Genomic DNA, 21,642 nt, shown 5'->3' on the forward strand with positions numbered 1-21,642 from the left:
CGCCAAGATTGGATTATGCTGTGAAGACTTCGAACCAGCCTCAAATTAGAGAAAGAGTACAGTTAAGGGACATGGCGAGGAAATTAATACAACGCTACCTGCCGGATCCGGGAACCATTAAGGGCAACCGCCATCTACGGTTTCTGGGCAGTGCTATTCACGACAGCAACCTCTGGCACCTGAATCGACGCTCAGCAGCCAGCGCTTTTTTTGTGGGCGTATTCTGTGCCTTTATCCCCATGCCTTTCCAAATGGTCGTAGCAGCAGCCATGGCCGTCGTATTTCGCTGTAACCTGCCCCTGTCGGTAGCCCTGGTCTGGATCACCAACCCGGTCACTATGCCAGCCATCTTTTATTTCACTTATAAGATCGGATGCTACATTCTGGATGTGCCCGTCAGCGAAAACTCCTTTGAGCTTTCAATACACAGCGTGGGGGTTGAACTCGCCAGAATCTGGAAGCCTCTGTACCTGGGCTCAATCATTACAGGAGTGATTGGTGGTTTTCTTGGCTATCTGCTGATCCGGCTTTACTGGCGCTGGAATGTCATTCACCACTGGCGGCAGCGACGCAAACGCTCAGCTCACAAAAAACCGTAAATGCGCCTTTATTACCGGCGACCTTATGACACCTATCGTTTAACTCCATCTTCATTGCTTGAATGCTTGCCCGACAATCTGTTATGAAAAACCCATTCAGAGTGATAAATAAATAAGTACCACTAAAAATGCGACATTTTCACTCTATTGCTATGGACAGTGAGCCTCGGTCTTCCTATAGTTGTCATCATGAGTTAGAACCCTCACCTTTTGAAGAACTCTTTTTGACCCCTCGGTAATCCAAATACTGCCATGCAAAGAAGCCCCCAAAAGCGCAAGCCAAAGCTGGAAGGCCGCGGTGTGCTTGAGAACATCAGCACCGACGGCCCACACAATGACTGGCTGGGCATGCCCGACTATTACATCCATACACTGACCGTATCCGGTGACGAATACAAGTACCTCTCCGCCGACAAGACCCTGGATGTCAGTCAGGGAGATACTGTCGTCTTCCGCTACAAAGAACAGGCTAATGAAAAGCGTATCGACAAACGCTCGCTGGGCATCTACATTGACCCAAGCCAGTATATGAGTGACAACTGATTTATATTTTCAAAACTGCACTTCCATGGAAGTGCAGTTTGCGAAAAGCCTCTTCCCGATACACTTCAACTTAAACTTTGATTCTGGACTTAAACATCAGGGCTGCCAGCCCGCCCAGTACAATCCCGGATACCAGTCCTCCGAGATGGGCGGCGTTAGCCATCTGCCCCAGCACTGGGCCGAGAATATCGGTATAACCAATCACCAGCCACACCAGCATAAAGCCATAAATCGCTGGCGGCAGTCCCATGTGGAAACTCTTGTCCAGCCGTTCGCGAACCATGCTGTAACCCATCAGCCCATAGACGACACCGGAAAGACCGCCAAACAATACGGAACCCTCTGACATGGCGTATTGGGCGAAGTTGGACAGAACCCCGGTCAGCAAAACCAGCCCCAGCAGATGAATACCACCCTGATGCATTTCGATTCTGCCACCCAGCACGTAGAACATCAGAGCATTGAACACCAAATGAAGAATCCCGAAATGAATGAAAATCGGAGTGATCAGACGCCAGTATTCATGACTTTCCAGAGTATGCTCCAGGCTGGCGTAGTAGATGTAGCCATTGGCCACCTTGAAGTCTACGAAGGTGAAACTGGATATAGCCTGAAAATTCTCGCCCAGGTGCGTCAGGACAGCCACCACCAGACAAATCGCAAGAATCAGAAAGGTGAAGGGAAAGCGTTTCCAGGGAATGTTTTTAAAAAAGTTCCCGACTTCAGGTCCTTTACGGGGAGGCGCCGCTTCCAGTTCCAGCTCCCCGGATTGCCAGTCCCGGTAGAAGTTTTTTACTGCTTCTCCCTGCTGCTCATTCTGGGTCCACAGCACCTGTTTCCCGGATTCTTCGGTAATTTTGTGGGGCACTCCCTGCCGGTAAAGAAAGTAGGACAGTGCACTTAAATCCTTTTGTGCAGAAAGTTCCAGCACCCTATACATAGTCAACTCTTGTTATGCTCAAACGGATTAGTGTAGACAATACAGTCACTGTTGATCCTCGTTGGGGTACCAGTTTAATTTGGATCGACAGGCTTCGTAAAAATTATGATTTAAAGGATGCAGCAATTTCAGCTTTTGCTTCTTTTTACGGATCAGAATGACATCGTCAGGCTTCAGCTCAATATCTACCTGTCCATCAAAGCTAATACGCGGGTGTATTTCATTGCCTTCATGAATCACCAGCTGCAACTGACTGTTGCCATCCACAACCAGGGGTCGGTTAGTCAGCATGTGCGGATACATGGGAACCAGCACAATGGCATCCAGTTTGGGGTGCATGATGGGTCCCCCACCCGACAGCGCATAGGCTGTTGAACCCGTCGGTGTAGCCATAATCAGGCCATCAGAACGCTGGCGATAGACAAACTGGCCTTCAATAAATAATTCAAACTCTATGATTTTAGTGGATACCCCCGGATGCAGCACAACATCATTGAGGGCATCGCCGGAGGCAATGGTTTTCCCCTGACGCTCAACTTTGGCTTCCAGCAAAAACCGATGTGCCATTCGGTAATGGCCATTGAGTATTTCACCCATACAGGTTTCCAGCTCATCGGGTGAAACGTCCGTCAGAAAACCCAGACGACCGCGGTTAACACCGACGACCGGAACATCATAGACAGAAAGCTCCCTGCCGGCTCCCAGTAAACTGCCATCCCCTCCGACAACAACCACCAGGTCGCAGGTTTTGCCCATACTGGCCCGGTCGCAGAGCGGGAAACTGTGCCCCGGCAAAAGATCCGACAATTGCTCGTCCAGTGACACAGCGACACCCTGCGATTGCAGAAACTCAGTCAGACACTTCAGGGTGCCATCAATATGGGCCTTACCCTGACGTCCGGTAACCCCAACCTGCTTAAATTCTTCCATCGGTCTAAATCACTTGTGATTGGTGAATTCATATCGTCCGGATGACAGCCTCCAAAGATGGGATTAGCTATTATCTGTCTGGAAATAAACACACCGATTTGAATCTGTTACCCTTACCTCTCTCCGGCAAGCCTCTGAAAGCATGCAGTGATAAGCCATCATTTTATTATTCATAGCCATCGGCCAGATACCATGAACAGTCAACAATGAAACACCTCTCTCATCAACAGATAGCCCGGGACATCCACTGGTCGCTAAACAGCCCCTCCATCATCAACCCTGATTGTGATTCGAGGTTTATCTGCCCGGCAAGCCGTCCGGTACATAACGATCAGGTTACAGACTCTGACTATTCAGAGCTAGTGGAGATTCTACATCAGCGACGGAGTCATCTGCTGGGCATCTATTATGAATCACTCTGGCAATACATTCTCAGACATTCAGAAGACTATCAGTTGCTGGCCTGCAACCTTCAGGTGCAGGATAATCACCAGACCCTGGGCGAGTACGACCTGATTCTCAAGTCCCTTCGGCAAGAAGTTTTTATTCATCGGGAGCTTGCCATCAAATACTACCTGGGCCTTCCTGCCAATACTCACTCCGCCAGTCCCTGGCATCACTGGGTTGGCCCCGGCCTGCGCGATCGCATGGACAGAAAGCTCAACCATATGTTGCAACATCAGATCAGGCTTTCTGAAACCCCGGCCGGGCGACAGGCACTGAATACTTTAGCGATCGCCAAAGTAGAGACAGAAATCCTCTTTCAGGGATACCTTTTTTATCCGGTCACAGGCATTTGCCCACCCCCTGAAAACAGTTCTGCCCAACATCTCAGAGGACACTGGCTGCCCATCAATCAGCTGTCATCCTGGCTGCAACCCGAAGCAGGCGAGGTCCGCTACCTGCCTCTGCCAAAATCGCACTGGATCTCCTTATACCGAGGTCTGCCTGACCCAACCACTCACTTTTCCAAGAATGAACTGGTCAAACACTTGCAGTTGCAGTTACACAAAAGCCCCCAGCCCCAAATGGTAGTGCGATGCCATAACAAAGGGGGTGAACTGCAGGAAAACAGTCGTTTTTTTGTAGTACCCGATGACTGGGAAGAGAAAGCGACAATAGCCGCAAATATAAACACCCCTCTTTAAGTAGCCCACTCCCTGAAACCTCGACGACCCTGCAGGCCACCGGTATGAATAAGCAACAGCCTGTTCATCCCGGACAGCCCACCTGATTCAGCAATCTGCTTCAGGGCAAACACCAGTTTACCCGTATAAACCGGATCCAGAGGGACTCCGGTCTCTCGCTCAAATTCCAGGATAAACCGGATAAGCTCCGGTGTTACTTTGCCATAACCGCCACAATGATGATCCAATTCCAAACTCCAACGGGTTGCAGCCGGGGAAAGGTACTGCTGAACATCGTTTTTCAAAAACCCCGCTCCCTTCAGCACAGGAAAGCCTCGCACATAGGTGGTATTGCCGACACTGCGAACGATGCCAGCCATGGTGGCGCCGGTACCACAGGGCAGCCAGATCTCATCATATTCCGAAGCCTGAATACCGCCTGCCCCAAGAATATCCTCACAGCCTCTGACACCCTGTTCGCCCGAACCTCCTTCAGGAACAATCACCACCTGATCCAGAGAGATCGACAGCTGTTCTAACAGCTTATGCTGATATTCTGTCTCATAACGCTGCCGATAATCCGCACGACTGACATAAACCAGCCTCATACCCCAGCGTTCTGCATCCTGTAACATGGCAGAAGGTTTAGCCGGTTTCTCACCGCGAACAATGCCCACTGTTTGAAAGCCCAGGCGACAACCCGCCGCCGCCATGGCATGAAGATGATTAGACCAGCTGCCACCAAAGCTTAATAATGTTTTGATCTTTCTTGAACGCGCTTCAGTGAGGAAATATTTAAGCTTGAACCACTTGTTGCCACTAATGAGTGGATCAACCAGATCAAGACGAAGAACATCAAGCACCTCAGGACAACCAGTTATATGGGAGAGATTTATTCTTTTAACAGGTACGTTATTACCAATAACATCTGAAAAACACATAACCTTATTTGTTTTGCTGATTTTGATTTTGAGTCACGGTAAATAACGCAATAAGCCCGTGATATAAACGATATCAGTAATAAATAATACATATAACAAGCCTTCATTCCACTGATCTACGTGCTACAATGGGAGCTCACTTAAACATGTACTCTTACCTGATGCCCAAAAAGACAGCGTCTCAACCGACGCCTGATGCTTTGGAAGGTAGCAGACAAGCAGCTACAGCTTCCCCGGAGATAGAGGAAAAATGGCAAACAAACTGTTCGTTGGTAACCTGGCCTTCGCCGCAACAGAACAAGATCTGGAAGAGGCTTTTGGTGCCTTCGGCGAAATCGAGGAAGCGAAAATTATCCTCGATCGTGAAACCGGTCGTTCTCGTGGCTTTGCTTTCGTAACTTTTAATTCTACAGATGCTGCTGAAGCGGCTCTTGCCCTGGATGGTCAGGATGTAGCAGGTCGCAGCATTCGCGTCAGCATCGCAACTGAACGTCCTCGCAACAATAATGGCGGCGCTCGTCGTGGCTTTGGTGGGAACCGAGAAGGCAATCGTCGCTTCTGACAGGCTACACCCAAAGGGCAAAAAAGCTGGTACAGTACTAGCTTTTTTTTCGCCTGAAAATCCCCAATCTGTAAACAAAAAAAAACGACTACCTTAGCGATAATCGTTTTTATTAATGGCGGACCGGACGGGACTCGAACCCGCGACCTCCGGCGTGACAGGCCGGCATTCTAACCAACTGAACTACCGGTCCGCATTCTTTTAATAAAGCGCAGTACTCAATCACTGCTCTCTATAAAACTGGCTATAAAACTGGTGGGTGATGACGGGATCGAACCGCCGACCCTCTGCTTGTAAGGCAGATGCTCTCCCAGCTGAGCTAATCACCCTATTCTAAAGCCTTTCAGCTTTAGAGTCGGCTGCGCCTGTCGTACAACCTTTAAAAGCATGGCGGACCGGACGGGACTCGAACCCGCGACCTCCGGCGTGACAGGCCGGCATTCTAACCAACTGAACTACCGGTCCGCATTCTTTTAATAAAGCGCAGTACTCAATCACTGCTCTCTATAAAACTGGTGGGTGATGACGGGATCGAACCGCCGACCCTCTGCTTGTAAGGCAGATGCTCTCCCAGCTGAGCTAATCACCCTGATCTAAAGCCTTTCAACTTTAGAGTCGGCTGCGCCTGTCGTGCAACCTTTAAAAGTATGGCGGACCGGACGGGACTCGAACCCGCGACCTCCGGCGTGACAGGCCGGCATTCTAACCAACTGAACTACCGGTCCGCATTCTTTTAACAAAGAACTGTAATCAATTACTGCTCTCTATAAAACTGGTGGGTGATGACGGGATCGAACCGCCGACCCTCTGCTTGTAAGGCAGATGCTCTCCCAGCTGAGCTAATCACCCAAAGTATTTTTAACGACCCCTGATGTGAGTCGGGACTGAACTATACATGAAGACAGTTGTCGTTCAAGTCCTGATTGAGAGAAGGAATAAAAAAATAATTCACTACTGCATCTTGAATCAAGATGGCGGACCGGACGGGACTCGAACCCGCGACCTCCGGCGTGACAGGCCGGCATTCTAACCAACTGAACTACCGGTCCGCATTACAGCTCAATAACCTACCACTTAACGCCCAGGCATTAAAAGTGGTGGGTGATGACGGGATCGAACCGCCGACCCTCTGCTTGTAAGGCAGATGCTCTCCCAGCTGAGCTAATCACCCTTTCAGTCTTGGCCGTGTGTCTCTCAACAACGCGGCGCATTATAAGCAGCGAACCTAACTTCACGCAACCGCCTTTAGACACTTTTTTTATAAGTATCGATAACATAACTCCGCAAAAGCGTATTCACATGATGGGCCCCTACCCTGGCCAGGAGCCTGATGCGTATAATGCAGACACTCAATTTTGCATGGACTCAATCATGTGGTTTAAAAACCTGATTTTTTATCGCTTTACCAAAGCCATTGAATGGAACAGCGAAGAGTTGGAAGAAAAGCTCTCTGAAAAACGCTTTCGCGGCTGCAACAGTCAGGACATCAGCTCCTATGGCTGGGTTCCACCTCTGGGTCGTCATGGCGACATGCTGACTCACACCAGCTGTGACTTTGTCATGGTCTGCGCCAAGAAAGAGGAGAAGATTCTTCCCGCCAGCGTTATCAAGGATGCCCTGGAAGAGAAAATAGAAACGATAGAACAGCAAGAACAACGGGAAGTGTTTAGCAAGGAAAAGAAGGCTCTCAAAGACGACGTTACCATGGAGTTGTTGCCCAGGGCTTTCACCAAACATCAGAAAACGCTGGCTTATCTGGACATCAAAGAGGGCTGGCTGATTGTAGACGCTTCTTCCTTTAAGAAAGCAGAAGAGCTGACCAGCTGCCTGAGAGAATGCCTGGGCAGCCTGCCGGTGATTAACCCTCCTTTAAAGAACCCACCCTCAGCCTCCATGACACAATGGCTATCAGAAAACCCTTCTGTACCCACTCCTTTTATTCTGGGTGATGAATGCGATCTGAGAGAACCTGGTGATGAGGGCGGTCAAATTAATGTTCGCCGACAAGCATTGATCACAGAAGAAATTCAGGCCCACCTGGAAGGCGGGATGCTGGTCAGCAAACTGGCGCTGCAATGGGATGAAGCACAAACGTTTGTGCTCAGCGATGATTTAACGGTTCGAAAACTGAAATTTACCGAAGTGATTCAGGATCAACTGGACGAAGTCGAAGCGGAAACCGCAGCTGAACAATTCGATGCCGATTTCGCGGTCATGAGCCTTTCGGTAAGAAAGCTCATCAATGATCTGGTAGAAGTTCTGGGTGGACTGACGGATATAGCAACTGAATCTTAAGCCCGCCATTGGGCTTCTGTTCTAAGGAAGCCCAGCTCACATCAATGCTCAAACCGACAACTCGTTCACACTCAGGTCATTGAGCCGCCTCGACAGAAGCACAACATTCTTTAATAAAAAGTTGTAATAAAGGACTTTGGCGGCCGCTTATGTCACCTCTCAGAAATATTGCTGAAATCTTACCCACAAAATCTGTGGATAACTTTGTGGAAGAACTGATCATATCTTCCAGAAAGACCGAATCTTACTGCGCTCTGTACAAATTGCTTGTTTTTTGATCAACTTTTTTTCTTTAATTTTCAATGAGTTATATCTCAAGCCTATAAAATCAAGCACTTAGAGAAGCTGCATTTTTTTGACGTCAAGGGCTTGACATTTGTGCATAAAAAACAGATGACGTACGCCTTGTGCGGGTCATTCATTGAAAAAACAGGGAAAAAACCGGTCACACCAGATATTTTCCCTAATAGCGAATCGCTATTAAACCGCCAGCACTCGTGAAACCGTCCCGAGCAACGGACAGATTCTGTTCACAGACTTTCATCAACCAAACCGTATTGATTCTTAAGAATGGCAATCATCTCAGTCCTGGGGTTGTCTGAAAGCTGAACAGGCTGACCGGTGATGCGCTCAGCAATATTCAGGTAGGTTTTGGAGACAGCTTCCATAATAGACTGAGGCAACTCAGTCTCCTCAGCCAATGCCCGTCTCTCATCCATCCTGTCTTTGTTGAGCAGAATATCCGGGTCAGGAAAATAACTCAGCAACTGCTGACGAAAGCCTTCCTTGGAGTTTTCCACCACCTTCCCGGCTCTGTAGGAAGCTCCGTCCCAGATTCTGGAAGAGTCCGGAGTCCCAACTTCATCCATATAAATAAGTTTGTCCTGGCCACTGGCCGCGGTGACATAACCGAACTCAAATTTGGTGTCCACAAACACCTGATCCAGCTTGCCCAGGGCCTCTGAAATAACACCAAACCCTTCTTTTAAGAGCTTTTCATAACGGTCAATATCTTCAGCTTTCTGAAAGCAAAAGGACTCATAATTCGCCTTCAGGTCAGAACGTGTAATATTGGCATCATCCAGCTCCGGGACACCGGGAATCCCCTTCAGAACACCTTTGGTGGAAGGCGTTATCAGCAACTCTGGCAACTTCTGGTTTTTCTCAAGACCATCTGGAAGCTGGATACCACAGAATTCACGCACACCCTTGCTGTAGTCACGCCACATGGATCCTGTAATGTATTGACGGCAGATGGCTTCAATCATCACAGGCCGCGCTTTTTGAACAACCCAGACTAGGGGATGGGGAACGTCCAGTATGTGGCTGTCAGCCAGGCCTGAGTCTCTGAACAGCTTGAACCAGTGATTGGAAATCGCATTCAGAGCAGCGCCTTTCCCAGGTATTCCCTCCATATTGCCTTCACCTTTCCAGATGCAGTCAAAGGCGCTCATACGGTCAGAAATCACCATAATAGCCAGCGGAGTATCAGCTGCTACATCATAGCCCTTTTCCCGGATCAGACGGCGACTGTCCGCCTCAGTTAACCAATAAACAGAGCGAACCTTGCCTGAGTGCACAGGCAGTGCTGTGCGAATGGGGAGGTCGTTATTTACCGCCAGTACTTTATCAGCAAGGCCCATTACCAATACCACGTCTTCTTTTATAAACCATCAACAGAAGCAACATTAAAAGCCGGACTATTAAACGACTCGTGTTGCCAGAGAATACAAAAACAAAAAGCCAGTCACTTAGACTGGCTTTTAATGCGCGATGCTGACCTATTTGAGGTTTTCTTTCACAAGGTTCAGCAGCTTGAGACTGATGTCAGCCGGTGCCGAGGTGTTGACATTTTTTTCTACCGACACCCAGACAACCCCGTTCAGTTCTGAGACTCTCATTAGCAGAACCTCTTTGGGTGCCTCTTTCTTTTCGTCACCACCAAACCAGCCACTGAACCAGCCACTGGATTCTTTCTCTTTCTTGACCACGCCTTCAGGGTTTACCTGCAGGTAGAAGATACCCGCCGAGCGGTTCTTATCGGTCACATCCACCCCGGCTTTTTGCAGGGCAGCATCAACAGCAGACCAGCTTCGGGCATAGGACAACTGATCCAGTCTCAGCAACGGGTTACCGGCACCGTCCTGTTCAATAACGGCCAGATCCCCGAGGTTCAAATCCTGGGCCAGATAAGAGACGGATTTTTCGCTGTCATCCCGCACCATGAATAACAACAACTGGTTCAGGAGACTGTCACTCATCTTCTGACTGCGTTCTACAAGGTTATTCCACTCAGGCTCAGTGACCGGCTGACCTTCTTCCAGGATGGCGCGAGACTTGATCTTGATGCGCACCTCCGAAGAATCCGGCGTCACACCCTGGCTCACTTGAAACTGAAAACGATCTTCAACAGGGCCAGTCACCTCTGCACCAAACAGCTTGCTGAAGGCGCGGGAGACATAACCCTTATCGGGATATTTACCCAGGTCAGCCCACTCAGTTTCAAGAATACCCTCTTTGACATTACGGAACTTGACCGGAATATCATTTTCCTGCAAAAACGCCAGAACTTTCGGCCAGACTTCACTGGGTGAATGACCCACCTGCAGCCACTCTTCGTCACCCGCCCTTTCGATGGTGTAGGCTTCACCCTGCTTCTGGGTCAGACGCTGGTCAGGCCTGGGCACGTCAAAATCGGATTCCAGATGCGCGTGGTCTGTTGAAATAGCCGGGATAGACAGAGATTCCACCATGGGCTCAGTATTCATCTGCTCCGGAATTTCCAGCGGCTGGGTCACTCTTGCCTGAGTGTAATCTCCGGATTTATCCCGGAAATAACCTTCCTTGCCGAATGGATTGGCACAACCTGTCAGCACCAGGGCACAGGCCATAACCGGCAAGGTTTTCATCGCTCGCGACATACGATCTCCATTCTGAAAAGCTCCATAACAATCCCCCCGATAACCTCCTTCGGTTGCTCAGGTTCAGTCATAACGGGGATGGGAATCGGGCTGAGTCAGCCCGTCCCCTTGAGTAATTAAATCAGTTCAGCCTGCTTCATAGCGTCACGCAGAACCGGGTGATATTCTTCGGACAAGGGCGTCAAAGGCAGGCGAATACCGCCACCTATTAATCCCATCTCCAACAGCGCCCACTTCACAGGAATGGGGTTCGCCTCAACAAACAGTTGCTGATGCAGCTCGTTCAGTTTAGCGTTAATGGCTTCGGCTGTAGCACGATCTCCATTAAGAGCCGCTGCACACATCTCATGCATTTTGCGGGGAGCCAGATTATTGGTGACAGAAATGACGCCGTTTGCGCCCTGCAACATCAGCTCCATACCGGTAGCGTCGTCACCGGAGTATATAGCAAAGTCGTCACCACAGAGTTCACGAATCCGGGTATTGCGTTCCAGGATACCGGTCGCTTCTTTTATACCCACAATATTTTCATGGCCGGACAGACGAGCCACCGTCTCAGGCAACATATCCACCGCAGTTCGACCGGGTACATTATAAAGAATCTGGGGAATGGCCACCGCATCAGCAATGGTTTTGAAATGCCGGTACAAGCCTTCCTGGGTTGGCTTGTTGTAATAAGGTGTCACCAGCAGACTGGCATCAGCCCCCAGGATTTTGGCTTCTGCCGTCAACAGAACGGCTTCCTGGGTTGAGTTGCCACCGGTACCGGCAATCACCGGGATCCGGCCATCGACCTTATTAACAACCCGTTTAATGACTTCGCAATGTTCCTGCACAGTCAGAGTGGCAGACTCTCCGGTAGTACCTACCGCCACGATGCCATCAGTGCCTTCCTGAATATGGAATTCGACCAATTCCTGAAGACGTTCCCAGTCCAGCTCTCCATCGTCCTGCATCGGGGTCACGAGTGCCACAAGGCTACCGGTAATCATCTATCCACTCCAAGGGGTCAATCATAAGCTGTGCATAATGTTACTGACGCACACTGGCATTAACAAGGGCAGCGTTGACATTCTGTGCAACTGAGTCCAGCTTTATAGACCATTGCCAGTCATTGGCACTATGCTATAGATTCGCTATCGTGAAAACACCCTGTTGATCAGGCTCAAACCTGAACCCTTCAGACTGTTTTCGCACCTGAACATTAAAGTCTGGCAACCCATAACACGTGTCAATGCAGCTAAGCAAAGACAACAGGTAATAGCCAATACAAGAGTATCGAAGGAAGAACAATGAGTTTTACCCTGGGCCAATCCGTTACGGAATTCACTGCCAAGGCAACCAATAACACTACAGTTACGCTGTCGGAACTGAAAGGAAAGAAAGTTGTTGTCTATTTCTACCCCAAAGACAATACCCCGGGCTGCACCAGCGAGGGGCAGACCTTTCGGGATCTCTACTCAGAATTCCAGGAAGCTGACACCCTGATTTTCGGTGTCTCCCGCGACAGCCTGAAATCTCACGAGAATTTCAAGGCTAAACACGAATTCCCGTTCGAGCTGATTTCCGATCCGGACGAGGAACTCTGCAAACTGTTTGATGTCATCAAGCTAAAAAATATGTACGGGAAAGAGTATATGGGCATTGAGCGCAGCACTTTCCTTATTGACCGTGAAGGCATCCTGCAACATGAATGGCGCAAGGTCCGGATTAAAAACCATGTAGAAGACGTTTTGCAGGCCGCCCAGGCGCTGGGCTGATTTATTCGTCAGGGTCATCTACTCTGATGGCCCTCAAAGACAATTCCCCCAACGATAACCTGTTTTCTTCAAGAATTAGCCAGGAGCCTTTTCCACATCATACCCACTGGGCCAGGCATTCATCACAGCCTTCAGCAAGGTCGCCAGTGGAATAGCAAAGAATATCCCCCAGAACCCCCAGATTCCTCCGAACACCAGAACCGCAACAATAATAGCCACCGGATGCAGGTTGACCGCTTCAGAAAACAGCAGAGGAACCAGAACATTGCCATCCAGGGCCTGAATGATGCCGTACACGATCATCAGCATCATGAACTCATGTTCCACACCCCACTGAAAGAGACCGATCAGGGCAATAGGAATAGTGACCACAGTGGCACCAATATAAGGAACCACGACCGATAGGCCCACCAGCACAGACAGTAGAACAGCGTAGTTTAACTCCAGCCAGGCAAAAGCCACGAAGCTGATTCCACCAACAATCAGAATCTCAATGACCTTACCCCGTATGTAGTTGGCAATCTGGTCGTTCATTTCGTCCGCCACCTGAATAATTAGACGACGACGCTTTGGTAAGCGATTACCAATCCAGCCCAGCAGTTCATTTTTATCCTTAAGAAAAAAGAACACCAGAATGGGCACCAGGATCAAATAAACCATAATACCCACCGCACCCGGCAACCTGGAGATGGAAAATGACAACGCCCACGGACCGAACTTGGCCAGATGCACACTGATGGTATTGCTGATAGCCGCTGTCTGAGCTTCGGAAATAAAAGCCGGGTAGTGTTCTGGCAACTCTCTCAGAATCACCTGTCCCTGCCTGACCATATACGGCAACTCATTCAGCAGGCCGGTAACCTGTTGCCAGATCAGTGGAATCAGCAAAAATATGGAAACCAGCAAAACCGCCATAAAGAGGGTAAAAATAATGCTGACCGCCAAAAGGTGGGGAACCCCCCACTTTTCAAGTACGTTCACCACGCCCTGCATCAAAAATGCCAGAACCAGGGCCGCCAGAGCCGGGGCCAGCATATTCCCCATGAAGATGATGACCATAAATCCAGTCACCAGCATCAACAGCAGCACCAGGGCTTCACGATCCGACAGGTAACGGTTCAGCCATTCCCTGATGATATCCAGCATGTTTTTTTCCTTTTGATTTGCCCGGGGCCTGACCTGATCACCTATTATCGGTCAGGGTTATGAATAATAACGATCCAACCTTATTTATGCTCAAGAGTAAAGATAAAAACCCCGGAAGCTTCATCGCTGGCCAGCAGCTTATGACCACTGATACGGGCAAAGCTGGCAAAATCCCGAACCGAACCCGGGTCCGTCGCCTGAACCCGCAACACCTCACCCTGGCCCATTTTACTGAGCGCCTGCTTGGCCCTGAGCAGGGGGAGCGGACAATTCATCCCCTTCAGATCCAGCTCAACATCCACTTCAATCATGATAAAAACGATTCTCCCACAGGAAAGCTGAAAATCAGTTGTGCAGAAACTGCACTTCCAGTGTTATGCTGGGCTGATGAATAACCCATAAACCAACACCTTTAATGACGATACAGTGTATCGCAGATTATATGAGTACGGATATTCTATGAAGCAACCGGGTTTCCTGATGGCGGCCCTGCTAAGCACCTGGCTCGGAACTTCTTCCGCAGTTGTAAGCGCGGCCCCAATTGAACTGCCCAGTCTGGGGGACAGCACCTCCGGAGTAGTCTCACCTCAACAGGAGTATGAGCTAGGGCAGACCTATCTGAAATATTTGCGTAGCCGAACATCGACAGTGAGTGATCCTGAAGTCAAGGATTATATGGAACGGCTCACCTACCGCCTGGCTGAATTCAGCGAGATTAAGGATCACCGATTAAGCACCATAATAATAGACAGTGCTGTCCTGAACGCCTTTGCAGCACCGGGCGGAATCATCGGAGTCAATTCCGGACTGTTCTTTAACGCTGACACAGAAGCTCAGTTTGCCGCCGTGCTTGCTCACGAGCTGGCTCACCTGAGCCAACGTCATTACGCCCGAAACGTTGAAGATGCCAAGAACAAAAGCCTGCCCACCGCTGCCGCCATTCTGGCATCGGTTGTCCTGATGGCAACAGCAGGCAGCCAGGTGGGAGCTGCTGCACTGTCATCAACGGTGGCGGGCATCCAGACCAGTCGCTTGCGCTTCAGCAGACAATTTGAACGCGAGGCGGATAACATTGGCATTCAAACCCTTGCCAAGGCGGGTTTTGACCCTCAGGCGATGCCTGAGATATTCGAGAATATGAACAAGGCCAGTCGATACCAGAGTCGCCCGCCTGAGTTTCTGCTGACTCACCCCGTTACCGATAACCGTATTGCTGATTCCAGAGCCAGGGCTGCACAATTACCTTCTGAGGGTACTGAGGGCAGCCTTGATTATCAGCTGACCCGAATGAGACTGTTCGTGCTCAGCGACGAAAATCCGACCCGCTATGCACGTCAGTTGCAAAAAGAACTGGAGACGGGTCATACCACCTCAAAAGACATTACCCGCTACGGCCTTGCCCTGGCCAGTATGGCAGCACAGGATTACCCAACCGCAGAACAAGAGCTGAAAACTCTGCTGAAGAAATACCCTCGTAACCTGCATTTGATGATGGCTCAGGCCCGACTGGAATCGGCTACCGGAAAATCAGATGAAGCGATTAAACGGCTGAATACAGCGCTGTCAATTCACCTGAATAACTACCCATTGATGGCAACCAAAGCGGATATTCTGACTCAGGCCAAAGAGTTCACCGAAGCCAGGGATATCTTACTGAAGCTGAGTCGCAGTCGACCCCACGACCCGGACATCTGGTATGAACTGGCGGAAGTACAGGGGCAGTCTGATGACATTCTGGGCCTGCACCAGGCCCGGGCAGAATACTTCTTCTTAACAGGCAACCTGGACGATGCTATCAAGCACCTTCAGTTCGCCCGCAAGATGGTGGGTGATAATTACGCCCTGAGAGCCAAGATCGACAAGAAGTTAAACGACATATTTGAATATCGTAAGAAGCTTGAAAAAAGTGGGTGAGAAAAGGCCGCCATTGTGGCCGACTATAACTCAGGCTGACAGCGATGCCGTGAAGTCCAGCATACGATTCAGCGGGATCAGAGACTTCTCTCTCAGCTCATCACCCACATTGACCACATTCAACTTACCGGGTGTTTCCAGGCACTGAACCAGTGTTTCGAGAGAGTTCATGGCCATCCACGGGCAATGGGCACAACTCTTACAGGTAGCGCTGTTGCCGGCAGTCGGAGCTTCTACAAAAGCTTTGTCAGGAGAGGCCTGCTGCATTTTGTAGAAAATACCCCGATCTGTCGCCACGATAAAGGTGGAGTTTGGCATTTCCTGAGAAGCTTTCAGCAGCTGGCTGGTGGAACCAACCACATCAGCCAGTTCTACAATGGAGTCTGGTGACTCAGGATGAACAAGAACCGCTGCGTCCTGATAAACCCGCTTAAGGTCTTCAATCCCCTTGGCCTTGAACTCTTCGTGAACAATGCAACTGCTGTTCCAGAGCAGCATATCTGCCCCGGTGTTTTTCTGTATGTAGCCACCCAGGTATTTATCCGGTGCCCAAATGATTTTTTTGCCCTGATCCATCAGATGTTCAACGATGTCCACAGCACAACTGGAGGTGACCACCCAGTCCGCCCGGGCTTTTACCGCCGCAGAGGTATTGGCGTAGACGACCACTTCACGATCGGGATGCTGATCGCAGAAAGCCGAAAACTCATCCACTGGACAACCAATATCCAGCGAACACTCTGCTTCCAGCGTTGGCATCAAAACACGTTTTTGAGGGCTGAGAATCTTGGCGGTCTCACCCATAAAGCGAACACCAGCAACTACCAGCGTATTGGCAGCATGATCACGGCCAAAGCGAGCCATTTCCAGGGAGTCTGCCACATAACCACCGGTTTCTTCGGCCAAGGCCTGAACGACAGGGTTAGTGTAATAATGAGCAACAAGAACTGCATTATTCTGTTCCAGAAGCTCACATACCTTCTGCTTCAGTGTTTGCTCTTTTGCTTCATCCAGACTCTGAACGTATGTGCCACTCAGATGCTCCTGAACAAATGCTCTATCACTAATTACACTCATAAAAATCGATCCGAAAGTCTCTAAAAGACAAACTTAGAAAAATTGCAGCGGGGATTTTAACACAACTGAAAGATTCAGGCAGTAGGGGAAAAGCGGAGAAAAGCTGGTGGGTCGTGTAGGATTCGAACCTACGACCAATTGGTTAAAAGCCAACTGCTCTACCAACTGAGCTAACGACCCGACGCGGCGTCATAATACCCTGCTAACTGAATCTTGCAAGTTTTATTGAAGTATCCGCGTGCTACACCGCCCCCTCTCCCTCATGGTGCTTTATAAAAATCCGGCTCACCTTCAGGCCGGGTTTTAAAACGACGATGCAGCCACATATACTGATCCGGGTTTTTCCTGACCTGTTGTTCTACAAACTGGTTGACCCGTGTCGCATCCTGGAGGTCATCTCCCTGGGGGAAGTCTTCCCAAGCCTTAAACACCTCAAGAATATACCCCTCGGAACCCGGCTTTCGGGTAACCACCATCGGCACCACTCTGGCCTTCCCCATTTTGGTCATTCTGGAAGTGCCTGTCACCGATGCCGCCTGAACACCAAAGAAAGGGGCAAAAACACTTTGCTTAGGCCCATAATCCTGATCAGGTGAGTACCAGACAGTTTTCCCCTGTCTCAGCGACCTCAACATACCGCGCACATCTCTTCGGCCCAATAGACGACTACCCCGGTCATAACGTAGACGCTGCCTTCTCTGCATATACTCAAAAACAGGGTTTTTATGTTCACGGTAGGTCGCATCGACACTGTGCCTGAGCGTAATCAAAGCGCCCGCTATTTCAACAGTGGTAAAATGCAGAATCAGTAAAAGGTTACCCTGACCGTGCTCTGAATCCAGGTTTTCCAGGCCTTTATAAGTCACCAGTCGCTCAAGGCGCTCTCTTGGCCACCACCAGGCCATCAGCACTTCCATCAAACCGATGCCGACCGACTCGAAGTTCTTTTGTAACAGAGCATCCCTTTGTGCTTCATCCATCTGGGGAAAACACTTTGCCAAATTGACCCGGGTAATACGCACCCTGCTACCACCAAAACGCAGCAAAAAACGCCCCATCAACCGTCCCAGACGCACCATGACAGAAAAAGGAAGCCGTGCCACAAGAGCAGTCAACCCCAGCCCCAGCCATACCAGCCAGAACTTTGGCTTCAAATAGGACCATCGAAAACGATCTGCTTCCGTGGTGTTGCTTAATCCATCTAACTTCATCTATTCACCAAGTTCTATTATCTCAGCTGTTAAAGCTAAGATCATATTTCTCAAGGGATACCTTTTAAATGACTTGAGAAAAATTGTTTTTGATCGTAGCCTGAAAGGCAATGCGGAACGATAGCCTGAGAATGAGAGAAACAACCATTTCCTCCTATTATCCGCCAGACCAAAAAGGGATATCACTGACACACTTACGTAAATAGCGTAACTATCATGAATTCAACTCTGACCTCAAAACCGCCAAGAACTGCCTTCCAGTTAAAAGGCGGTATTTATACACTGACTACGCTCGAATTGCACAACAGCTGCCTGAACAACCTCAGCCAGCAATTACAGACGATGTCAGAAAAAGCCCCGCACTTCTTTCAACAGACACCAGTGGTTCTGGATCTGGAGAAGTTACCGGCAACGGTTGATACCCCGGATCTAAGGGCTATTGTTGGGCGATTGAGAGAATCAGGTATGATTCTGGTTGCCGTCCGTGGCGGTGAGGCGCTCAGATCTTCGGCAGAACGTGCAGGCATAGCCTGGCTGCCCTTTCAAAAAACAAAGTCAGAGAAAAATGTGATCATGATGCAACAGAGCGGGCAGCCGATGCCCGTCGAAAGTCATGAACTCCCTCGCTCTGAGCAAAAAGAAGAGCCATCAGCCAAAGAAGAGCCATCAGCCAAAGAAGAGCCATCAGCCAAAGAAGAGCCATCAGCCAGCTCCGGCTCAGAAACAAAAATTATCGACCAACCTGTTCGTTCCGGTCAGCAAATCTATGCTCCGGGCGATCTGGTTGTTCTATCACAGGTCAGTCCGGGTGCAGAATTACTGGCTGGCGGGCACATACACGTCTACGGACTTTTAAGGGGCAGAGCGCTTGCCGGGGTTAATGGCAACCCTGAAGCAAGAATTTTCTGTCATCGTTTTGAAGCCGAACTGATTTCCATCAACGGTCAGTACAAACTGACCGACCAGACGGAAGAATCATCCTGGAGCCGCCACTGGGGCATGTCTGTTTTAATAAAGCTTGCAGAGGATCGCTTGCACATCAGCAGGCTTTAATAAATACTGGAACAACGACCACCACTTACTATTCACAGGATTTGAACTTGGCACGCATAATAGTCGTAACGTCAGGAAAAGGCGGTGTTGGTAAAACCACAACCAGCGCTTCATTTGCCACGGGCTTGGCCATGAAAGGACACAGGACCGTAGTCATCGATTTTGATGTGGGGCTGCGCAATCTTGACCTTATCATGGGATGTGAACGCAGAGTCGTCTATGATCTGGTCAACGTCATTAATGGCGAAGCCGCTCTTCATCAGGCTCTGATTAAAGACAAGCACACTGAAAACCTGAGCGTACTACCGGCATCACAAACCCGGGATAAAGAAGCGCTGACCCTCGAAGGGATCGAAGCAATTTTTGACGAGCTGGCAAAAGATTTTGAGTATATTATCTGCGACTCACCTGCTGGCATTGAGCATGGTGCGCTCATGGCTTTGTACTTCGCAGATGAAGCTATTATAACGACGAACCCCGAAGTCTCTTCCGTCAGGGACTCAGACCGGATTCTGGGTATTTTGCAAAGCAAATCCCGACGGGCTGAAAAGAAGCTTGATCCTGTCAAAGAACACCTGCTGCTAACCCGTTATAACCCGGTAAGGGTTGAAATGGGCGATATGCTGAATGTTGAAGACGTTCAGGAAATTCTTGCCATTCCATTGCTGGCCGTTGTCCCGGAATCGAAAGACGTCCTGAAAGCATCAAACCATGGTGTTCCGGTGATTCACCAGCAAACAACCGACGCTGGTCAGGCGTACAATGATATGGTGGCTCGCTTTCTGGGTGCTGAATTACCGCTCCGGTTTGTTGAACCTCCGAAAAAAAGCTTTCTCCAAAAAGTTTTTGGGAGTCGTACATGAGCCTGATGCAATTTTTTAAATCCAGCAAATCAGAAAGCAGCGCATCGGTCGCCAAAGAGCGCCTGCAGATATTGGTTGCCCATGAAAGGCTGAACCGTTCTGGTCATGATTTTCTTCCGGCTATGAAACAGGACATACTGAAAGTCGTGGAAAAGTATTTTCAGGTCGCTGATAACACCATCTCCGTCCGGCTGGACAAAGAAGGTGACTGCTCCACCCTGGAAGTCAACGTTCAGTTACCGGAAAAGTCCTGATCCTCTACTGTTTAACTCACCCGCCTACTCTCCCAACAGTTTGCAACACTTTTTACATAGCGTTGCAAACTGCAATTGAAACTCTCACTTAAGTACAAATTCAGACTAAACCAACGGTTAAGTTACTGTTACTCTTAAATGGTGTTCATGCAAAAACCAGCACGGTCAGGAAAGACTATGAAACATCACTACTCTGCGCCATTTAAAAACCGGAAAACTCGCCCACAAGGTCGCGCCCATCATTCAGCAGCCTACCCAAAAGGCCTGAAGCCTCTGATGAAAAACAGCAACCAGCTGCCTGCCAGCAAGCCTGAGGGCAATGAATGCTTTGAGCTTGGGTATAACTGATCCATTCTGTCAGGCGTTTTTCTGTCCATACCAGAATAACAAGAGGTATCTATGACTGTTTTAAGGCGATTCATAATAGATTAAGCTGGCAAGGAAAGGATAACCTTGCCTTTTGTTTTATTGGACGCCATCAAATCATAGGCCTTCTGATACTGATCCATGGGAAGCACCCTATCAATAACCGGCTTTAATTGAGCTCGGGCAAACAAAGGCCAAACCTTTTCCATTAACTCTGCTAACAACGTTTCTTTTTCAGTAATAGGTAAAAACCGCAGAGTTGATCCCATCACTTGAATCCGCTTCATTAACAGCAGCCCCATATCCAATTGTGCTTTTCGACCCGCCATTAAGCCAATGGTGACAATTCTTCCGCCGGTATTCATTAAAGGCAGGTATCTTTCCAGCCAGTCTCCGGCACAGCAATCCAGCACTCCATCAAAAGGGCCAAAAGCCTTAAGCGCCTGCCAGTCCTTTTGCTGTCGATTCCAGCCATTTTTTGCTCCCAGCCCCCTGCAGAATTGCAACTTCTCATCACTGCCGACCACTACGGTGACATCAATGCCAAAATGAGCGCACAATTGCAGAGCTGCTGTCCCCACACCGCTGGCACCAGCCATGAGCAGAACCTTGTCTCCCGCCTTGACACCAATACGATGAAACAGGTTTAGCCAGGCGGTTGTGAAGACCTCGACAATGCCTGCCGCCTGCACCAGACTCAGAGTTTCGGGAACTGGTAACAGCAGCCGCTGGTCACACACGACACTGGTCGCCAGCCCTCCACCTGGTAACAGCGCGCACACCTGCTGGCCGGGCAGCCACTGGCTAACATTAGCTCCCACCGACTCAATGATTCCGGAGCACTCCAGTCCCAAAACAGGTGTTACCCCTTCCGGTGGATTATAAGTTCCAGCCTGCTGCGAAAGATCGGCACGGTTAAGACCTGCGGCCACCACTCGAACTTTTACCTGATCTTTACCCAGGGGCTGATGGGGAAAGGATTGCCATTGCAGCACCCTATCAATAGCTACAAGTCCCTGAAAACCTTCGTTCTCTGACATCTTTAACTCACACCTCAGTGATTAAGCCGATACCGGCATCAAAGAAATACTTCTGTTATCGAGCCTCATTAAATGGGGTTTTATCCGCTCAACAGCCGTT

Annotated in this window: 22 protein-coding genes and 9 tRNA genes; 11 read left to right on the forward strand and 20 right to left on the reverse strand. The window is 49.5% G+C overall.

The genetic code is table 11. From position 1 onward, the window contains the following. Positions 1–71: 71 nt before the first annotated feature. Positions 72–599 (forward strand): DUF2062 domain-containing protein, encoded by a 528-nt coding sequence (locus K7B67_RS12530; protein ID WP_252176216.1) that lies wholly within the window; start codon positions 72–74, stop codon positions 597–599. A 252-nt stretch (positions 600–851) separates the two neighbouring features. Next, a complete protein-coding gene (locus K7B67_RS12535) occupies positions 852–1,142 on the forward strand; it encodes a hypothetical protein (RefSeq protein ID WP_252176217.1) in 291 nt (96 codons plus the stop codon). A gap of 70 nt (positions 1,143–1,212) precedes the next feature. Here the strand turns inward: K7B67_RS12535 and K7B67_RS12540 are convergent, their stop codons facing one another. Together K7B67_RS12540 and K7B67_RS12545 are read right to left on the reverse strand one after the other, a co-directional pair. After that, complete coding sequence (locus K7B67_RS12540; protein ID WP_252176218.1) at positions 1,213–2,082, reverse strand: rhomboid family intramembrane serine protease; 870 nt, start codon at positions 2,080–2,082, stop codon at positions 1,213–1,215. A 45-nt stretch (positions 2,083–2,127) separates the two neighbouring features. Further along, positions 2,128–3,012, reverse strand: a complete 885-nt coding sequence (locus K7B67_RS12545) for an NAD(+) kinase (protein ID WP_252176219.1) — start codon at positions 3,010–3,012, stop codon at positions 2,128–2,130. A gap of 206 nt (positions 3,013–3,218) precedes the next feature. On the opposite strand from K7B67_RS12545, the gene K7B67_RS12550 reads away from it, so the two are divergent. Continuing rightward, positions 3,219–4,160: a DUF1853 family protein gene (locus K7B67_RS12550; protein WP_252176220.1), complete on the forward strand. Its 942-nt coding sequence runs from the start codon at positions 3,219–3,221 to the stop codon at positions 4,158–4,160. Here K7B67_RS12550 and K7B67_RS12555 read toward each other — a convergent pair. Further along, entirely contained in the window at positions 4,157–5,080 is a 924-nt protein-coding gene (locus tag K7B67_RS12555; protein ID WP_252176221.1) for a pyridoxal-phosphate dependent enzyme, read from the reverse strand. The genes K7B67_RS12550 and K7B67_RS12555 overlap by 4 nt on opposite strands. Before the next feature lie 250 nt (positions 5,081–5,330). On the opposite strand from K7B67_RS12555, the gene K7B67_RS12560 reads away from it, so the two are divergent. Beyond that, on the forward strand, positions 5,331–5,642 hold the full coding sequence (locus K7B67_RS12560) for an RNA-binding protein (protein WP_252176222.1): 312 nt from the start codon (positions 5,331–5,333) through the stop codon (positions 5,640–5,642). Between the two features lie 116 nt (positions 5,643–5,758). Here the strand turns inward: K7B67_RS12560 and K7B67_RS12565 are convergent. The 8 genes from K7B67_RS12565 to K7B67_RS12600 form a co-directional block, all read right to left on the reverse strand. Further along, positions 5,759–5,835: transfer RNA gene (locus K7B67_RS12565), tRNA-Asp, on the reverse strand. Between the two features lie 60 nt (positions 5,836–5,895). Then, positions 5,896–5,971, reverse strand: a tRNA-Val gene (locus tag K7B67_RS12570). 59 nt (positions 5,972–6,030) lie between these two features. Continuing rightward, positions 6,031–6,107: transfer RNA gene (locus K7B67_RS12575), tRNA-Asp, on the reverse strand. A gap of 48 nt (positions 6,108–6,155) precedes the next feature. Beyond that, a tRNA-Val gene (locus tag K7B67_RS12580) sits at positions 6,156–6,231 on the reverse strand. A 59-nt stretch (positions 6,232–6,290) separates the two neighbouring features. Further along, a tRNA-Asp gene (locus tag K7B67_RS12585) sits at positions 6,291–6,367 on the reverse strand. 48 nt (positions 6,368–6,415) lie between these two features. After that, positions 6,416–6,491 (reverse strand) — tRNA-Val (locus K7B67_RS12590). Between the two features lie 123 nt (positions 6,492–6,614). Further along, positions 6,615–6,691 (reverse strand) — tRNA-Asp (locus tag K7B67_RS12595). Between the two features lie 46 nt (positions 6,692–6,737). Next, a tRNA-Val gene (locus tag K7B67_RS12600) sits at positions 6,738–6,813 on the reverse strand. Positions 6,814–7,013: 200 nt separating this feature from the next. Here K7B67_RS12600 and rdgC point away from each other — a divergent pair. Continuing rightward, positions 7,014–7,937, forward strand: coding sequence for a recombination-associated protein RdgC (gene rdgC, locus K7B67_RS12605; protein WP_252176223.1), 924 nt, complete (start codon positions 7,014–7,016; stop codon positions 7,935–7,937). A gap of 530 nt (positions 7,938–8,467) precedes the next feature. On the opposite strand, the gene K7B67_RS12610 is transcribed toward rdgC, so the two are convergent. From K7B67_RS12610 to dapA, 3 genes are all read right to left on the reverse strand, one after another. After that, on the reverse strand, positions 8,468–9,580 hold the full coding sequence (locus K7B67_RS12610; protein ID WP_252176224.1) for a phosphoribosylaminoimidazolesuccinocarboxamide synthase: 1,113 nt from the start codon (positions 9,578–9,580) through the stop codon (positions 8,468–8,470). Positions 9,581–9,718: 138 nt separating this feature from the next. Further along, positions 9,719–10,858, reverse strand: coding sequence for an outer membrane protein assembly factor BamC (bamC, locus tag K7B67_RS12615; protein WP_252176225.1), 1,140 nt, complete (start codon positions 10,856–10,858; stop codon positions 9,719–9,721). A 116-nt stretch (positions 10,859–10,974) separates the two neighbouring features. Then, complete coding sequence (gene dapA / locus K7B67_RS12620; protein WP_252176226.1) at positions 10,975–11,850, reverse strand: 4-hydroxy-tetrahydrodipicolinate synthase; 876 nt, start codon at positions 11,848–11,850, stop codon at positions 10,975–10,977. A 300-nt stretch (positions 11,851–12,150) separates the two neighbouring features. On the opposite strand from dapA, the gene K7B67_RS12625 reads away from it, so the two are divergent. After that, complete coding sequence (locus tag K7B67_RS12625) at positions 12,151–12,618, forward strand: peroxiredoxin (protein ID WP_252176227.1); 468 nt, start codon at positions 12,151–12,153, stop codon at positions 12,616–12,618. A 75-nt stretch (positions 12,619–12,693) separates the two neighbouring features. Here the strand turns inward: K7B67_RS12625 and K7B67_RS12630 are convergent, their stop codons facing one another. Both K7B67_RS12630 and K7B67_RS12635 read right to left on the reverse strand, forming a co-directional pair. Then, the gene (locus K7B67_RS12630) at positions 12,694–13,764 is read right to left on the reverse strand and encodes an AI-2E family transporter (protein ID WP_252176228.1); all 1,071 of its coding nucleotides are present in this window, start codon (positions 13,762–13,764) and stop codon (positions 12,694–12,696) included. Positions 13,765–13,844: 80 nt separating this feature from the next. Further along, positions 13,845–14,075, reverse strand: coding sequence for a sulfurtransferase TusA family protein (locus K7B67_RS12635; RefSeq protein WP_252176229.1), 231 nt, complete (start codon positions 14,073–14,075; stop codon positions 13,845–13,847). Positions 14,076–14,223: 148 nt separating this feature from the next. Between K7B67_RS12635 and K7B67_RS12640 the strand changes: the two genes are divergently transcribed. Further along, entirely contained in the window at positions 14,224–15,678 is a 1,455-nt protein-coding gene (locus K7B67_RS12640; protein WP_252176230.1) for a M48 family metalloprotease, read from the forward strand. A gap of 30 nt (positions 15,679–15,708) precedes the next feature. On the opposite strand, the gene nadA is transcribed toward K7B67_RS12640, so the two are convergent. The 3 genes from nadA to lpxL all read right to left on the reverse strand — a co-directional run bounded on the left by nadA (position 15,709) and on the right by lpxL (position 17,966). After that, entirely contained in the window at positions 15,709–16,755 is a 1,047-nt protein-coding gene (nadA, locus tag K7B67_RS12645; protein ID WP_252176231.1) for a quinolinate synthase NadA, read from the reverse strand. A 104-nt stretch (positions 16,756–16,859) separates the two neighbouring features. After that, positions 16,860–16,935, reverse strand: a tRNA-Lys gene (locus tag K7B67_RS12650). Positions 16,936–17,015: 80 nt separating this feature from the next. Beyond that, positions 17,016–17,966, reverse strand: a complete 951-nt coding sequence (lpxL, locus tag K7B67_RS12655) for an LpxL/LpxP family Kdo(2)-lipid IV(A) lauroyl/palmitoleoyl acyltransferase (RefSeq protein ID WP_252176232.1) — start codon at positions 17,964–17,966, stop codon at positions 17,016–17,018. A 216-nt stretch (positions 17,967–18,182) separates the two neighbouring features. Here lpxL and minC point away from each other — a divergent pair, with 216 nt between their 5' ends. The 4 genes from minC to K7B67_RS12675 all read left to right on the forward strand — a co-directional run bounded on the left by minC (position 18,183) and on the right by K7B67_RS12675 (position 20,484). Further along, positions 18,183–19,019 (forward strand): septum site-determining protein MinC, encoded by an 837-nt coding sequence (gene minC, locus K7B67_RS12660; RefSeq protein ID WP_252176233.1) that lies wholly within the window; start codon positions 18,183–18,185, stop codon positions 19,017–19,019. Positions 19,020–19,066: 47 nt separating this feature from the next. Continuing rightward, complete coding sequence (minD, locus tag K7B67_RS12665; RefSeq protein ID WP_252176234.1) at positions 19,067–19,882, forward strand: septum site-determining protein MinD; 816 nt, start codon at positions 19,067–19,069, stop codon at positions 19,880–19,882. After that, positions 19,879–20,136 carry a cell division topological specificity factor MinE gene (gene minE / locus K7B67_RS12670; RefSeq protein ID WP_252176235.1) on the forward strand — a complete coding sequence of 86 codons (258 nt, stop codon included), beginning with the start codon at positions 19,879–19,881 and terminating at the stop codon, positions 20,134–20,136. The genes minD and minE overlap by 4 nt, the downstream gene beginning before the upstream one ends. A 177-nt stretch (positions 20,137–20,313) precedes the next feature. Next, a complete protein-coding gene (locus K7B67_RS12675) occupies positions 20,314–20,484 on the forward strand; it encodes a hypothetical protein (RefSeq protein ID WP_252176236.1) in 171 nt (56 codons plus the stop codon). Positions 20,485–20,564: 80 nt separating this feature from the next. Here the strand turns inward: K7B67_RS12675 and K7B67_RS12680 are convergent, their stop codons facing one another. Beyond that, positions 20,565–21,542 (reverse strand): NAD(P)H-quinone oxidoreductase, encoded by a 978-nt coding sequence (locus tag K7B67_RS12680; protein ID WP_252176237.1) that lies wholly within the window; start codon positions 21,540–21,542, stop codon positions 20,565–20,567. Positions 21,543–21,642 lie beyond the last annotated feature (100 nt).

The organism is Endozoicomonas sp. 4G (assembly GCF_023822025.1).
Classification (GTDB): Bacteria; Pseudomonadota; Gammaproteobacteria; order Pseudomonadales; family Endozoicomonadaceae; genus Endozoicomonas_A.

What these genes read in the sequence shown, in the direction of transcription:
- K7B67_RS12530 (WP_252176216.1), top strand. Translation starts at nt 72, where the DNA reads ATGGCGAGGAAATTAATACAACGCTACCTGCCGGATCCGGGAACCATT.
- K7B67_RS12535 (WP_252176217.1), top strand. Translation starts at nt 852, where the DNA reads ATGCAAAGAAGCCCCCAAAAGCGCAAGCCAAAGCTGGAAGGCCGCGGT.
- K7B67_RS12540 (WP_252176218.1), bottom strand. Translation starts at nt 2,082, where the DNA reads ATGTATAGGGTGCTGGAACTTTCTGCACAAAAGGATTTAAGTGCACTG.
- K7B67_RS12545 (WP_252176219.1), bottom strand. Translation starts at nt 3,012, where the DNA reads ATGGAAGAATTTAAGCAGGTTGGGGTTACCGGACGTCAGGGTAAGGCC.
- K7B67_RS12550 (WP_252176220.1), top strand. Translation starts at nt 3,219, where the DNA reads ATGAAACACCTCTCTCATCAACAGATAGCCCGGGACATCCACTGGTCG.
- K7B67_RS12555 (WP_252176221.1), bottom strand. Translation starts at nt 5,080, where the DNA reads ATGTGTTTTTCAGATGTTATTGGTAATAACGTACCTGTTAAAAGAATA.
- K7B67_RS12560 (WP_252176222.1), top strand. Translation starts at nt 5,331, where the DNA reads ATGGCAAACAAACTGTTCGTTGGTAACCTGGCCTTCGCCGCAACAGAA.
- rdgC (WP_252176223.1), top strand. Translation starts at nt 7,014, where the DNA reads ATGTGGTTTAAAAACCTGATTTTTTATCGCTTTACCAAAGCCATTGAA.
- K7B67_RS12610 (WP_252176224.1), bottom strand. Translation starts at nt 9,580, where the DNA reads ATGGGCCTTGCTGATAAAGTACTGGCGGTAAATAACGACCTCCCCATT.
- bamC (WP_252176225.1), bottom strand. Translation starts at nt 10,858, where the DNA reads ATGTCGCGAGCGATGAAAACCTTGCCGGTTATGGCCTGTGCCCTGGTG.
- dapA (WP_252176226.1), bottom strand. Translation starts at nt 11,850, where the DNA reads ATGATTACCGGTAGCCTTGTGGCACTCGTGACCCCGATGCAGGACGAT.
- K7B67_RS12625 (WP_252176227.1), top strand. Translation starts at nt 12,151, where the DNA reads ATGAGTTTTACCCTGGGCCAATCCGTTACGGAATTCACTGCCAAGGCA.
- K7B67_RS12630 (WP_252176228.1), bottom strand. Translation starts at nt 13,764, where the DNA reads ATGCTGGATATCATCAGGGAATGGCTGAACCGTTACCTGTCGGATCGT.
- K7B67_RS12635 (WP_252176229.1), bottom strand. Translation starts at nt 14,075, where the DNA reads ATGATTGAAGTGGATGTTGAGCTGGATCTGAAGGGGATGAATTGTCCG.
- K7B67_RS12640 (WP_252176230.1), top strand. Translation starts at nt 14,224, where the DNA reads ATGAAGCAACCGGGTTTCCTGATGGCGGCCCTGCTAAGCACCTGGCTC.
- nadA (WP_252176231.1), bottom strand. Translation starts at nt 16,755, where the DNA reads ATGAGTGTAATTAGTGATAGAGCATTTGTTCAGGAGCATCTGAGTGGC.
- lpxL (WP_252176232.1), bottom strand. Translation starts at nt 17,966, where the DNA reads ATGAAGTTAGATGGATTAAGCAACACCACGGAAGCAGATCGTTTTCGA.
- minC (WP_252176233.1), top strand. Translation starts at nt 18,183, where the DNA reads ATGAATTCAACTCTGACCTCAAAACCGCCAAGAACTGCCTTCCAGTTA.
- minE (WP_252176235.1), top strand. Translation starts at nt 19,879, where the DNA reads ATGAGCCTGATGCAATTTTTTAAATCCAGCAAATCAGAAAGCAGCGCA.
- K7B67_RS12675 (WP_252176236.1), top strand. Translation starts at nt 20,314, where the DNA reads ATGAAACATCACTACTCTGCGCCATTTAAAAACCGGAAAACTCGCCCA.
- K7B67_RS12680 (WP_252176237.1), bottom strand. Translation starts at nt 21,542, where the DNA reads ATGTCAGAGAACGAAGGTTTTCAGGGACTTGTAGCTATTGATAGGGTG.